The following is a 12,788-nucleotide window of genomic DNA, read 5'->3' on the forward strand; positions in this document are numbered from 1 at the left end:
CGGCGCCCCCGTCCGCCGCGATGACCTGCCCGCCCTGTTCGCGCCGCGCGAGCAGGACAGCCACAAAGGCAGCTTCGGCACCGTCGGCGTGGTCGGCGGCGGCCCGGGCATGACAGGCGCCGCGCTGCTGGCGGCGCGGGCCGCGCTCAAGACCGGCGCCGGCAAGGTGCTGGTCGGCTTCGCCGAGAGTGCTTCGCCCCTGCCCTGCGACCCGTTGCAACCCGAACTGATGCTGCGCGACGCCCGCTCGCTGCTGGACGGCAACTGGAACGTGACGACCTGGGTGGCGGGCTGCGGCATCGGCGACTCGCCGCTGGCCGCCGATCTGCTGGCGCGCCTGTTTGCCCGGCGCGGCCAGGCCCCGCTGGTGCTGGACGCCGATGGCCTGAACCTGCTGGCGCGCGGCCAGGTCGAGCCGCATTGGGGCGATGGCCCGGTCGTGCTGACGCCGCATCCGGCCGAAGCGGCCCGGCTGCTCGGCCGAACGACCGCCCAGGTACAGGCCGACCGGCCCGCCGCCGCCCAGCAGCTGGCAGGCCGCTACGACGCCTGGATCGTGCTCAAGGGGGCCGGCACCATCGTCTGCGCCCCCGATGGCGGCTGGCGGCGCAACACCAGCGGCAATCCCGGCCTGGCGACCGCCGGAACCGGGGACGTATTGGCGGGCATGCTGGGATCGCTGATCGCCCAAGGCCTGCCGCTGGAGCAGGCCGTCGCGGGCGCGGTCTGGCTGCACGGCGCGGCGGCGGACGCCCTGGTCATGAACGACATCGGCCCCATCGGCCTGACGGCGGGCGAACTGGCCGACGCCGCCCGTACGTTGCGCAACCGGGGCTAGGCTCCCCTAAGGGTTGCCCCCGCCACGGGGAAAAGCCCCATCGGCGGGCTAAGTCCCTGGCACAAAAACATTTTTACAACATTCACAGGGTTGGCTCCGTCGCGCCCGTTGCTTTTGCCCTAGGGTTATCCCTATAATGGTTTACCCCAAGACGAAACGGACTGGACTGGAGAACACCATGAGCGAACTGACCCTGAACCACACTGCCCGCCTGACCGACGCGCTGGAGCGCGACCTGCTCCGCGGCGCCCTCGAAAACCAACCCAACGCCCACCCGCTGCTGAGCCTGAAGAAGGCCAGCAAGGCTCTGGTCGCTGGCATCGCCGCCGTGTTCGCCTTCATCGACGAAGTCAACGAATCGATGAACCGCGCCCGCGCCGCCAGCTCGCGCTTCTCCGGTTCCCAGTGGTAAGAACCGCCGGGTCGGCCTGAACCGCGACAGATCTCCCGCGGTTGATGCCGGCACGCGGTGGCCGGAACGCCCGCTGCCCGCGCAGTGCCCGTTCCGGCCCCAGGGCGCCCTGCCCCTCACCGGGCGCCTGAGCGCCGGGGCAGCCTCAAGAGAGGCTGCCCCGGCGTTTTTCATTTCCTCGGCATTTCCTCTGCCCAGACCGGCGCGATCGCGCGGTCCATTCCCGTTTTTCCCTGCCATCTCGGCGTTTTCCCTAGCGCCGCAGCCTGTCCCCGCGCATTGACAGCGCGCGAAGCCCCTACCGATAATCGGCCCCTTGCCGTCGTGCCTGGCGCCAAAGACCCTCCGTAAGCCCCGGCAGGCCCGCTAGGTCACTCCCTCAAGCACGATCCGGTTCGTTTTCCATCCGGAGTTGTCACCATGAAGTTGCGTACCACGTTAGCCCTCGCGGCCGCCGCCATTCCGCTGGCCGCCGTCCAGGCCCAGACGCTGAAGATCGGCCTGTCGGCCGAACCCACCTCGGCGGACCCCCACTATCACAAGATGACCCAGAACGACGCGTTCTCGGCGCACGTCTACAGCTCGCTGGTCGGCCGCAGCGCCGACATGAAGCTGGTGCCGGCCCTGGCCACCTCGTGGAAGAACCTGGACGACCTGACCTGGGAATTCAAGCTGCGCGACGACGTCAAGTTCTCGAACGGCAAGCCCTTCACGTCCGAGGACGTGCTGTTCACCATCTGCCGCACGCTGAACAACGAGACCAACGTGTCGCAGTCCTACATGGACACGACCAAGCTGATCACCGACGTGCAGACGCCCGACGCGCACACGGTCATCATCAAGACCGGCGCGCCCTTCCCGCTGATGCCCGCCGAAATGGCCCGCTCGCTGCCCATCATCTGGAACGGCATCGTCGAGCACGGCAAGCTGACCTTCGACCCGAAGAAGGGCTGCGGCGTGACCGGCGCCTGGCCCACCGTGGCCGACTTCAACAACGGCAAGGACGCCATCGGCACCGGCCCCTACACGCTGAAGTCCTACGTCAAGGGCACCGGCATCGAGCTGGTCCGCAACGAGAACTACTGGGGTCCCAAGCCCTACTGGAAGGAAGTGAAGTTCGTGCCGGTGCCCGCCGCCGGTCCGCGCCTGACCGGCCTCTTGTCGGGCGACTTCGACATGATCGAGAACCCGGCCGCGCGCGACCTGCAGCGCCTGAAGGACAACCCCAAGTTCGGCTTCGTGGCCACGCCCTCGACCCGCCTGATATTCTTCCAGCCCGACGTCGGCCGCGCCCAGAGCCCCTTCGTGAAGGCCGCCGACGGCAAGAACCCGCTGCAGGACCTGCGCGTGCGCAAGGCTATCTCCATGGCCATCGACCGCAAGACCATCACCGCCCGCATCATGGACGGCATGGCCACGCCCGCCTACCAGTTCATGCCCGACGGCATGTTCGGCGCCCTGCCCAAGGCCGAGGAAATCAAGTACGACCCCGAAGGCGCCAAGAAGCTGCTGGCCGAGGCCGGCTACCCGAACGGCTTCGAACTGACCATCTCGTCCACCAACGACCGCTACGTCAACGACGGCCAGGTCGCCCAGGCCGTGGCCCAGTACCTGTCGCGCATCGGCATCAAGACCACGGTTGACGCGATGACCGCCTCGATCTATTTCCCCAAGCGCGCCAAGCGCGAATTCAGCTTCCCGATGGGCGGCTGGCCGGCGGAAACGGGCGAGGCTTCGGCGCTGTTCCAGCTGTGGGTGGCCTCGCTGGATTCGCCCAACAGCCTGGGCACCAGCAACTACGGCGGCTTCTCCAACGCCGATTTCGACAAGGTCTACAAGCAGGCCATCGTGACGGTGGACGCACCCAAGCGCGAAGCGCTGCTGCAGCAGTCCACCAAGATCGCGCTGGACAACGTGCCGCTGATCCCGCTGCACTTCGAAAGCAGCATCTGGGCATTCCGCAAGGGCATCAGCTACGAAGGCCGCCGCGACCAGTTCACGCTGGCCACCTCGGTCAAGCCTGACGCGAAGTAATTCGCGCTGGCAGACAAATGCGCCCCACGGGGGGCAGCAAGCGCACGTAGTGCGCGCGGCGTGGGGGGTCTTTTTCATCGCCGGGCCGCCCCAAGATGAAAAACACCCCCCTCGGGGGGGGCAGCAAGCGCACGCAGTGCGCGCGGCGTGGGGGGTCTTTTTCATTTCGCGGCGCCCTGCGCCCTGGCCTTCGGCCGGTCCGCCAGCAGCTCATCCAGCTGGCGGCACAGCAACGCGATGAACGCCTCGGTCTTGGGCGGCAGCAAGCGCCCCTGCATCACCTGGATCTGCAGGCTGCGCGATTGCAGTTCGGCATTGGAGATCGGCACCGCGACCAATTGGTCGCGGTCCAGGCTGTGCGTCACCGAGATATAGGCGCCCAGCATGATGGCGTCGGAGCCGTACACGAAGCCGTGCAGCGGCGAAGGATCGTTGCAGCTCAGCGCGGGCTCTATCTGCACCGACTCCAGCGCGCAGCCCAGTTCGAACAGGCGCCGCGTGGTCGTGCCGGGTTCGGTCAATGCCATCGGGTAGGCGCCCAGATCCTGCAGGCTCACGCTGGCGCGGCCCGCCAGCGGATGGTCGGCCGCCATCACCGCATGGACCGGCGCGCGGCGTGAGTAGCGCACGCTCAGGCCCCCGGCGCGCTCCATATTGAAGGCCATGCCCAGCTCAGCCTGGCCCTCGGCCACGCGCCGCAGCACTTCCCTGGGCGTATCCACGTGCAGGTCGAAACGCATGTCCGGCCAGTCCTGGCGAAAGCGCGCCATGGCCGCCGGCAGGAACGTGCGCGCCACGCCCGCGACGGACGCCACGCGGATCTCGTCGCGCGCCGCGCCCTTGAGCGCGGCGATCTCCTGCAGCACCGATTCGGATTCCAGCATGGTGCGCCGCGCATGCGTCAGCAGCAGCCGGCCGGCGTCGCTGAGCACCATGCCGCGCGCGGCGCGCTCGAACAGCGGCGCGCCGGCCTGCTCTTCCAGCTTGGCGATCTGCCGGCTGATGGCCGACACCGCCACGTGCAGGCGCTCGGACGCGCCGCTCAGGCTGCCCGCCTGGGCCACCTCCACAAAGTACCTCAACGCGATACCGTGCATGTTCCCCCGCAGGTGGATTGAGCGTCAGGGCAAACCTTGCCTTTTTTGCAAAGCTACCGATAAATATTCTAATTGTAGAGAAAGCTACCCGGATCCTAGAATTCGGCGATACATCCAAGCGGGCGCGCCCAGCGACGCGCCGGGCACATAGGGGACAACCGTGTCAGCAGCAGTTTCCAGCGCCAGCCGCTCGACCGCGATTGCGCGCGCGCTCGCGTATGCCGATAGCGGCGCTTTGCGCCGCGACCTGGCGGGCCTGGTCGCCCGCCGCAGCGTCAGCCAGGCGCCCGAACAGCGGCCCGAACTCTACGACTACCTGCGCGCCGCTGTCGCGCCCCGGCTGGAAGGCCTGGGATTTTCCTGTCGCATCGAAGACAACCCGGTACAAGATGGCCCGCCCTTCCTGCTGGCCGAGCGCATCGAGGCCGCCAACCTGCCCACCGTGCTGCTCTACGCCCACGGCGACGTGGTGCGCGGCTACGACGAGCAATGGCGCGACGGCCTGTCACCCTGGACCCTGGTCGAGGAAGGCGAGCGCTGGTACGGGCGCGGCACGGCCGACAACAAGGGCCAGTACTGCATCAACGTGGCCGCGCTGGAACAGGTGTTGGCCGAGCGCGGCGGGCGCCTGGGCTTCAACGCCCGCATGCTGGTCGAATGCGGCGAGGAAGTCGGCTCGCCCGGCCTGCACGCGGCCTGCGGCCAGTGGCGCGACGCCTTGAAGGCCGACGTCTTCATCGCATCGGACGGCCCGCGCCTGGCGGCGGACCTGCCCACGCTGTTCCTCGGTTCGCGCGGCACGCTGCTGTTCGACCTGGAAGTCAATCTGCGCAGCCATGCGCATCACTCGGGCAACTGGGGCGGCGTGCTGCCCAACCCCGGCCTGATCCTGGCGCACGCGCTGGCCAGCCTGGTCGACGCGCGCGGCCGCCTGCAAGTTGACGGCCTGCGCCCGCCACCCATCCCCGCCGCCGTGCGCCGCGCGCTGTCCACCATCGAGGTCGGCCGCGACGACGACGCGCCCGAAACGGATCCGGACTGGGGCGAGCCGGGTCTGAGCCTGGCCGAACGGCTGTTCGGCTGGAACACGCTGGAAGTGCTGGCCTACAAGACCGGCAATCCCGACAATCCCGTGGGCGCCATACCCGGACGCGCGGCCGCCACCTGCAACCTGCGCTTCGTGGTCGGCACCGACTGGCGCGCCGCCAGCGACATCCTGCGCGCCCATCTGGACGCACACGGCTTTGGCCAGGTGCAGGTCAAGGTCCGCCGCGGCACCCCCGCCACCAGGCTGGACCCGGACGATGCCTGGGCCCGCTGGGCCGCGGCATCGCTGGCCGCGACCACCGGCGCCGCACCCGCCATCCTGCCCAACCTGGGCGGCACCGTGCCCAACGACGCGTTCTCGGACGTGCTGGGACTGCCCACGATCTGGGTGCCGCATTCCTACCCCGCCTGCTGCCAGCACGGCCCGGACGAACATCTGCTGGCCCCGGTCGCCCGTCAGGCCATGGCCATCATGGCCGGCCTGTTCTGGGACCTGGGCGAGCAGGGCCCGGCCGTTATGGCAGAACGCCAGGCGGCCACGGCCGGCTGACTGCCGCGCAGGCCGCTTTCTTCCCTATACAATCCCCCCGCTTCATCGGAGTCCTCATGTCCACACCCGCCGCCGCGCCCAGTCCGCGTCCCTTCCTGCTCGCCTGTCCGGACCTGTCGTCCGAGCGCGCCGGCAATACGGACACCCCCGGGGTGTGGCACTTCGATTCCGGCGTGCCGGGCAAGCGCGTGATGTTGAGCGCGCTGATCCACGGCAACGAACTGTGCGGCGCCTGGGCGCTCAAGGACGCGCTGGCCGCCGGCCTGCGTCCGCGCCGGGGCAGCCTGACGCTGGCCTTCTGCAACCTGGCCGCCTTCGACCGCTTCGACCCGTCCAACTACGCCCCCGCGCGCTTCGTGGACGAAGACATGAACCGCGTCTGGAGCGAGGACAAGCTGTCCGCGCCGAACAGCCAGGAACGCCGCCGCGCGGCCCAGATCCGTCCCTGGGTGGAACGCAGCGACTGGCTGCTGGACTTCCACTCGATGAGCAATTCCGACGTGCCGCTGCAGCTGACCGGCATGGAACAGCGCAACATCGACCTGGCGCTGGCGCTGGGCAACCCCGCCACCATCATCGCCGACGCCGGCCATGCCGCCGGCGTGCGCATGCGCGACTATGGTCGCTTCGGCCAAGCCGGCGACAACGGCACCCGCTCGCTGCTGATCGAATGCGGTTTCCATGGCGCGCCCGAGGCGCACGGCGTGGCGCTGGACCAGCTGGCCCGCTTCCTGCTCGCCGCCGACACCGTGGATCGCGCCGACCTGCCGGCCGCCTGGTTCGCGCCGGACGCCGGCGCGCAGCGCGCGCTGCGCGTCACGCATGCCGTGGCCGCCAAGAGCGCCGACTTCCGCTTCGCCCAGCCCTGGAAGGGGCTGGAGACGCTGCCGCGCGCCGGCGACCTGATCGGCTGGTCCGAGGGCGAGCCGGTGGTCGCGCCCTACGATGATTGCGTGCTGATCATGCCGTCCACGGCCAACCTGCGCCCGGGCGTGACGGTGGTCCGGCTGGCGCAGCCCATCGCCGCATAAAGACGGCAGGCGCCCCCCAGAGGGCGCCGCCCGCGACACACCACAACACCACAAGGGGAAAACACATGTCAGCCAAGACCATCCAACGCCTGTTACCGGCCGCGTGCGCGCTCGCCGCCGCGCTGGCCGCCTGTCCCACCGCCACCCTGGCCCAGGCCGGCGCGCTGCGCATCGGCCTGTCGTCCGAACCCACCGCGATGGACCCGCACTACCATCAGGTCACGCCCAACGACGCGATGACCTCGCACGTGTTCGAGACGCTGGTCGGCCAGGACGCGGCCATGAAGCTGATCCCGCGCCTGGCCACGGCCTGGAAGTCCGTGGACGACACCACCTGGGAATTTACGCTGCGCCAGGGCGCCAAGTTCTCCAACGGCCAGCCCTTCACGCCGCAGGACGTGATCTTCACGTTCTGCCGCGTGATGAACAACGAGCAGTCCATCGGCGGCTCCCAGCCCGCCGTGGTGCAGAAGTTCGCCAGCGTCGAAGCGCGCGGCGACGACACGCTGGTCATCAAGACGCGCCTGCCCTATCCGCTGCTGCCCAACGACATGAGCCGCATGCCCATGCTGTGGAGCGGCATCGTCCAGCACGGCCCGATCACGTTCGACCTGAAGAACGGCTGCGGCGTGACCGGCCCCTGGCCTACCGTGGCCGACTTCAACGGCGGCAAGTCCGCCATTGGCACCGGCCCCTACACGCTCAAGTCCTATGTCAAGGGCAGCGCCATCGAACTGACCCGCAACGAAGGCTACTGGGGCGACAAACCGGCCTGGGGCGAGGTCAAGCTGATCCCCGCGCCGTCGGCCGGTCCGCGCCTGACGGGCCTGTTGGCCGGCGACTTCGACCTGATCGAGAACCCCGCCGCGCGCGACGTCAAGCGCATCTCGGAAACGCCGGGCTTCGGCTACGTGATCACGCCGTCCGTGCGTGTGGTGTACTTCCAGTTCGACGTAGCGCGCTCGCCCAGCCCCACGGTCAAAGCCGCCGACGGCAAGAACCCGCTGCAGGACGTGCGCGTGCGCCGCGCCATTTCCATGGCCATCGACCGCAAGGCCATCGCCGCCCGCATCATGGACGGCGCCGCCACCCCGGCCAACCAGTTCCTGCCCGACGGCATGTTCGGCACGCTGCCGCAGCCGCCGGAACTCAAGTACGACCCCGAAGGCGCCAAGAAGCTGCTGGCCGAGGCCGGTTACCCGAACGGCTTCGAACTGGCCGTGTCATCCACCAACGACCGCTACATCAACGACGCCCAGATCTCGCAGGCGGTGGCGCAGTACCTGTCGCGCGTGGGCATCAAGGCCTCGGTCGACGCGATGACGCGCTCGATCTACTTCCCCAAGCGCGCCAAGCGCGAGTTCAGCTTCGCCATGGGCGGCTGGTCGTCGGAAACGGGCGAAGCCTCGTCTTTCCTGCAATACTGGGTCTCCGCGTTCGACAAGGAACACGGCCTGGGCACCAGCAACTACGGCGGCTACGACAACCCGGCGTTCGACCAGGTCTTCAAGCGCGCCCTGGTCACGGTGGACCCGGCCGCGCGCGAGAAGCTGCTGCAGGAATCGCTGGCGATCGCGCTGGCGGACCTGCCCAGCATCCCGCTGCACTTCGAAAGCAGCATCTGGGCGTACCGCAAGGGCCTGACCTACGAAGGCCGCGCCGACCAGTACACCCTGGCCATGTCGGCCAAGCCCGCCAAGTAGCCCCGCCTGGCGCCCGCAACTCCCGAGCCCACCAAGGAAATATCAAGTGGCCCTATTCATCTTGCGCAGGTTGATACAGAGCCTGTTCGTACTGCTGGCCGTCTCGGTCGTGGTCTTCTTCGCGGTGTACGCCGTGGGCGACCCGATCGAGCTGCTGGTCAGCCCCGAGGCCAGCCAGGCCGCCCGCGAAGCCATGATCGCCCGCCTCGGGCTGGACCTGCCCGTATGGCAGCAGTACACGGGCTTCCTGTGGCGCGCGCTGCACGGCGACCTGGGCGTGTCCTTCGTCCACGGCATCCCCGCCATCGAGCTGATCGTGCAGCGCATCCCGGCCACCTTCGAACTGGTGGTCGTGGCCATCGGGCTGACCTGTGTCATCGGCATCCCGCTGGGGCTGGTCGCCGGCCTGTACCGCGACGAGCCGCTGGGCCGGGGCATCATGGCCTCGTCGGTGCTGGGCTTCTCGCTGCCCAACTTCTGGCAGGGCATGATGCTGATCCTGCTGTTCGCCGTATGGCTGGGCTGGCTGCCGGCCACGGGCCGCGGCGACACCGTCACCGTGCTCGGCGTGCGTCTGTCGATCCTGACCGCCGACGGCTGGTCGCACCTGATCATGCCGGCCATCAACCTGGCGCTGGCCAACATCGCGCTGGTGCTGCGCCTGACCGCCTCGGGCGTGGTCGAGGCGCGCAGCCAGGACTACGTGAAGTTCGCGCGCGCCAAGGGCGTCAAGCCGGGCCGCATCGTGCGCCGCCACATCCTGCGCAACATCCTGATCCCCGTGGTGACCGTGATCGGCATGGAATTCGGCACGCTGATCGCGTACTCCACCATCACCGAGACGGTGTTCGCCTGGCCCGGCATGGGCAAGCTGCTGATCGACAGCGTCTACCAGCTGGACCGCCCCGTGGTGGTGGCCTACGTGATGCTGGTCACCCTGATCTTCGTGGTCATCAACCTGGTCGTGGACATCCTGTACGCCGCGCTCGACCCGCGCGTGCAGCTCGTGACCCCCGCTCAATAATCGTCATGGCTCAATCTCCCAATCCCGGCCGCACCCGCACCGCCCCGCCGCTGGCGGACACGCCCAAGCGCGCCTCCATCCTGAAGAAACTGCGCTCTCGGCCCACCGTGACCGGCTCTGCCATCGCGCTGGCCGTGCTGATCATCCTGGTGGTGTTCGCGCCCTACTTCGCGCCGCAGAACCCCTACGACCTCGCCAACCTCTCGCTCATGGACGGCCGCCTGGCGCCGCGCCAGGCGCTGATGGACGGCAGCATCGCCTGGCTGGGCACCGACGACCAGGGCCGCGACATGCTCAGCGCCATCCTGTATGGCCTGCGCATCAGCCTGATGGTGGGCCTGTCCGCCGTGGTGCTGGCCACCGCCGTGGGCGGCGCGGTTGGCCTGGTGGCCGCCTACATGGGAGGCGTGGTCGACACCATCCTGATGCGCATCGTCGACTTCATCCTGGGCTTTCCGACCATCCTGGTGGCGCTGGTGCTGCTGGTGGTGATGGGGCGCGGCGTGGACAAGGTGATCCTGGCGCTGGTGCTGGTGCAATGGGGCCACTACGCGCGCATCATGCGCGGCCGCGCGCTGCAGGAGCGGCGCAAGGAATACGTGGAGGCCGCCGCCAACCTGGGCTTCCCGGCCTGGCGCATCATGGCCTTCCACCTGCTGCCGAACTGCCTGGGCCCGGTCATGGTGTTCGCCACCATCCAGATCGCGACCGCGATCGCGCTGGAAGCCACGCTGTCCTTCCTGGGCGTGGGCGTGCCCATCACCGAGCCGTCGCTGGGCCTGTTGATCTCCAATGGCTTCCAGTATCTGCTCTCGGGCGACTACTGGATCAGCCTGTTCCCGGGCATCGCCCTGCTGCTGCTGATCCTGTCCATCAACATCGTCGGCGACCGCCTCCGCGAAAGCCTGGACCCGAAAAGATGAGGCCCACCCCCGAAGCGCTGCGCGCTTCCCCCTCGAGGGGGCGTGCTGGCGGACCGGCGAAGCCGGCTCCGCGGCACCCCGATGGAGCGACACCCGATACCTGCGTGGCGGTTTGCGCAATGGATGACTGACATGAGCGAGACCATTCTGGAGGTGCGCGGCCTGCGCACCGCATTCCATACCGAAGCCGGCGCCTGGCCGGCCGTCGACGGCGTAGACCTGACCGTGCGCCGAGGCGAAATCGTGGGCCTGGTCGGCGAGTCCGGCTCGGGCAAGTCCGTGACCGGCTTCTCGCTGCTGGGCCTGATCGATCCCCCCGGGGAAGTGGTCGAGGGCGAGGTCCGCTTCAAGGGCCAGGACCTGCGCAAGTACAGCGAAGAACAGATGCGCCAGCTGCGCGGCGACCGCATCGCGATGATCTTCCAGGATCCGCTGATGACGCTGAACCCGGTGCTGCGCATCGGCGAGCAGATGATGGAAGCCATCCTGACGCACGCGGACGTGCCGCGCGCGCAAGCGCTCGAGCGCTGCCGCGAAGCGCTGGAGATGGTGGGCATCCCCTCGCCCGAAAAGCGCCTGAAGAGCTATCCGCACGAGTTCTCCGGCGGCATGCGCCAGCGCGTGGCCATCGCCATCGCCATGCTGAACAAGCCCGACCTGATCATCTGCGACGAGCCCACCACCGCGCTGGACGTCACCATCCAGGGCCAGATCCTCTACCGCATGCAGGAGATCTGCCGTCAGCACAACACCGCGCTGATCTGGATCACTCACGACCTGGGCGTGGTCGCCGAGCTGGCCGACCGCGTGGCCGTCATGTATGCCGGCCGCATCGTCGAGAGCGGCCCGGTCGAGCAGGTGCTGGAAGCGCCGCGCCATCCATACACGCGCGGCCTGCTGGACTCGATGCCGGGCGCCACGCAGCCCGGCGCGCGCCTGCACCAGATCAACGGCATGGCGCCCAGCCTGTCCGGCCGTCCCTCGGGCTGTGCGTTCCGGCCGCGCTGCCCCAGCGCGGTCACGCGCTGCACCGAGCAAGCCCCCACCGTCACCACCGAAGGCCCGCGCAGCTTCCGCTGCTACGTGCCGATCGCCCGCGAGGCCGAGCAAGCATGAATCAAGCCGATACTCCCGTCATCGAGCTGAAGAACGTCCACAAGCGCTTCGAGCAACGTCCCGACCTGGCCCAGCGCATCCTGGCCCTGGCCGGCCGTCCCATCGACCGCCGCACCGTCTACGCCGTCAACGGCGTGGACCTGTCCATCCACCGCGGCGAGGTGGTCGGCCTGGTGGGCGAATCGGGCTGCGGCAAGTCCACGCTGGGCCGCGTGGTGGCCGGCCTGCATCGCCAGACCGAGGGCGAGCTGCTGTACCAGGGCCGCGATGCGGCCCGCCTGCGCGGCGCCGACAAGCTGGCCTACACGCTGGGCGTGCAGATGATCTTCCAGGATCCGCAGGCCTCGCTGAATCCGCGCCAGCGGCTGCGCCAGATCCTGGGCGAGGCGCTGAAGGTGCATAAGCTGGCGCCGCCGGCCGACATTCCCGCGCGCATCGACCAGGCGCTGTCCGAGGTCGGTCTGGACCGCGAATACCGCGATCGTTTCCCGCACCAGATCTCCGGCGGCCAGCGCCAGCGCATCGGCATCGCCCGCGCGCTGATGGTGGCGCCCAAGTTCCTGGTCTGCGACGAGCCGGTGGCCGCGCTGGACGTGTCGATCCAGGCGCAGGTGATCAACCTGTTCATGGACCTGCGCGAACAGCACGGCTTCACCTACCTGTTCATCAGCCATGACCTGGGCGTGGTCAAGCACATTTCCGACCGCGTCGCCATCATGTACCTGGGCAAGATCGTCGAGATTTCGACCGCTGCCGAGATCTTCGCGCGCGCCAACCACCCCTATACCCAGGCCCTGATGGCCGAGGTGCCGGACGTGGCGCGGCGCGGCCGCAAGTTCACGCCCATCAAGGGCGAAATCCCGTCGCCGCTGAATCCGCCGCCGGGCTGTACCTTCAACCCGCGCTGTCCGCACGCCATGCCGCGCTGCCGCGAGCAGGCGCCGGTCCTGAAGGAAATCTCGCCGGGCCACTGGTCGGCCTGCCATCTGAACGAAGCCACCGCCTGACACGTC

General features: G+C 68.8%; 11 protein-coding genes. 10 read left to right on the forward strand and 1 reads right to left on the reverse strand.

Annotated features, from left to right (window positions below):
* The 3 genes from AC6LJ5_RS12080 to AC6LJ5_RS12090 form a co-directional block, all read left to right on the forward strand.
* Positions 1-838 (forward strand): NAD(P)H-hydrate dehydratase (locus AC6LJ5_RS12080; protein ID WP_498140585.1); only part of this gene is annotated, 838 nt, incomplete at its 5' end.
* A 178-nt stretch (positions 839-1,016) separates the two neighbouring features.
* On the forward strand, positions 1,017-1,250 hold the full coding sequence (locus tag AC6LJ5_RS12085) for a hypothetical protein (RefSeq protein ID WP_498140586.1): 234 nt from the start codon (positions 1,017-1,019) through the stop codon (positions 1,248-1,250).
* A 420-nt stretch (positions 1,251-1,670) separates the two neighbouring features.
* Positions 1,671-3,284 (forward strand): ABC transporter substrate-binding protein, encoded by a 1,614-nt coding sequence (locus tag AC6LJ5_RS12090; RefSeq protein ID WP_103272178.1) that lies wholly within the window; start codon positions 1,671-1,673, stop codon positions 3,282-3,284.
* Positions 3,285-3,445: 161 nt separating this feature from the next.
* Here AC6LJ5_RS12090 and AC6LJ5_RS12095 read toward each other — a convergent pair whose 3' ends face one another.
* The gene (locus AC6LJ5_RS12095) at positions 3,446-4,366 is read right to left on the reverse strand and encodes a LysR family transcriptional regulator (RefSeq protein WP_498140587.1); all 921 of its coding nucleotides are present in this window, start codon (positions 4,364-4,366) and stop codon (positions 3,446-3,448) included.
* Between the two features lie 175 nt (positions 4,367-4,541).
* On the opposite strand from AC6LJ5_RS12095, the gene AC6LJ5_RS12100 reads away from it, so the two are divergent.
* The 7 genes from AC6LJ5_RS12100 (at position 4,542) to AC6LJ5_RS12130 (ending at position 12,782) form a co-directional block, all read left to right on the forward strand.
* Positions 4,542-5,978, forward strand: coding sequence for a M20 family metallopeptidase (locus AC6LJ5_RS12100; RefSeq protein ID WP_392410174.1), 1,437 nt, complete (start codon positions 4,542-4,544; stop codon positions 5,976-5,978).
* Between the two features lie 56 nt (positions 5,979-6,034).
* On the forward strand, positions 6,035-7,009 hold the full coding sequence (locus AC6LJ5_RS12105; RefSeq protein WP_392410175.1) for a M14 family metallopeptidase: 975 nt from the start codon (positions 6,035-6,037) through the stop codon (positions 7,007-7,009).
* 65 nt (positions 7,010-7,074) lie between these two features.
* Positions 7,075-8,712 (forward strand): ABC transporter substrate-binding protein, encoded by a 1,638-nt coding sequence (locus AC6LJ5_RS12110; protein ID WP_498140588.1) that lies wholly within the window; start codon positions 7,075-7,077, stop codon positions 8,710-8,712.
* Between the two features lie 46 nt (positions 8,713-8,758).
* Positions 8,759-9,736: an ABC transporter permease gene (locus AC6LJ5_RS12115; protein WP_392410176.1), complete on the forward strand. Its 978-nt coding sequence runs from the start codon at positions 8,759-8,761 to the stop codon at positions 9,734-9,736.
* Positions 9,737-9,741: 5 nt separating this feature from the next.
* Positions 9,742-10,659 (forward strand): ABC transporter permease, encoded by a 918-nt coding sequence (locus AC6LJ5_RS12120; RefSeq protein WP_103272172.1) that lies wholly within the window; start codon positions 9,742-9,744, stop codon positions 10,657-10,659.
* A gap of 132 nt (positions 10,660-10,791) precedes the next feature.
* Entirely contained in the window at positions 10,792-11,775 is a 984-nt protein-coding gene (locus AC6LJ5_RS12125) for an ABC transporter ATP-binding protein (protein ID WP_103272171.1), read from the forward strand.
* The gene (locus tag AC6LJ5_RS12130) at positions 11,772-12,782 is read left to right on the forward strand and encodes an ABC transporter ATP-binding protein (protein ID WP_498140589.1); all 1,011 of its coding nucleotides are present in this window, start codon (positions 11,772-11,774) and stop codon (positions 12,780-12,782) included. Before AC6LJ5_RS12125 ends, AC6LJ5_RS12130 begins: the two co-directional genes overlap by 4 nt.
* Positions 12,783-12,788 lie beyond the last annotated feature (6 nt).

This window comes from Achromobacter sp. 1011791174 (assembly GCF_059760925.1).

Coding starts and splice junctions, on each gene's coding strand:
- AC6LJ5_RS12085 (WP_498140586.1), top strand. CDS start 1,017: ATGAGCGAACTGACCCTGAACCACACTGCCCGCCTGACCGACGCGCTG.
- AC6LJ5_RS12090 (WP_103272178.1), top strand. CDS start 1,671: ATGAAGTTGCGTACCACGTTAGCCCTCGCGGCCGCCGCCATTCCGCTG.
- AC6LJ5_RS12105 (WP_392410175.1), top strand. CDS start 6,035: ATGTCCACACCCGCCGCCGCGCCCAGTCCGCGTCCCTTCCTGCTCGCC.
- AC6LJ5_RS12110 (WP_498140588.1), top strand. CDS start 7,075: ATGTCAGCCAAGACCATCCAACGCCTGTTACCGGCCGCGTGCGCGCTC.
- AC6LJ5_RS12120 (WP_103272172.1), top strand. CDS start 9,742: ATGGCTCAATCTCCCAATCCCGGCCGCACCCGCACCGCCCCGCCGCTG.
- AC6LJ5_RS12125 (WP_103272171.1), top strand. CDS start 10,792: ATGAGCGAGACCATTCTGGAGGTGCGCGGCCTGCGCACCGCATTCCAT.
- AC6LJ5_RS12130 (WP_498140589.1), top strand. CDS start 11,772: ATGAATCAAGCCGATACTCCCGTCATCGAGCTGAAGAACGTCCACAAG.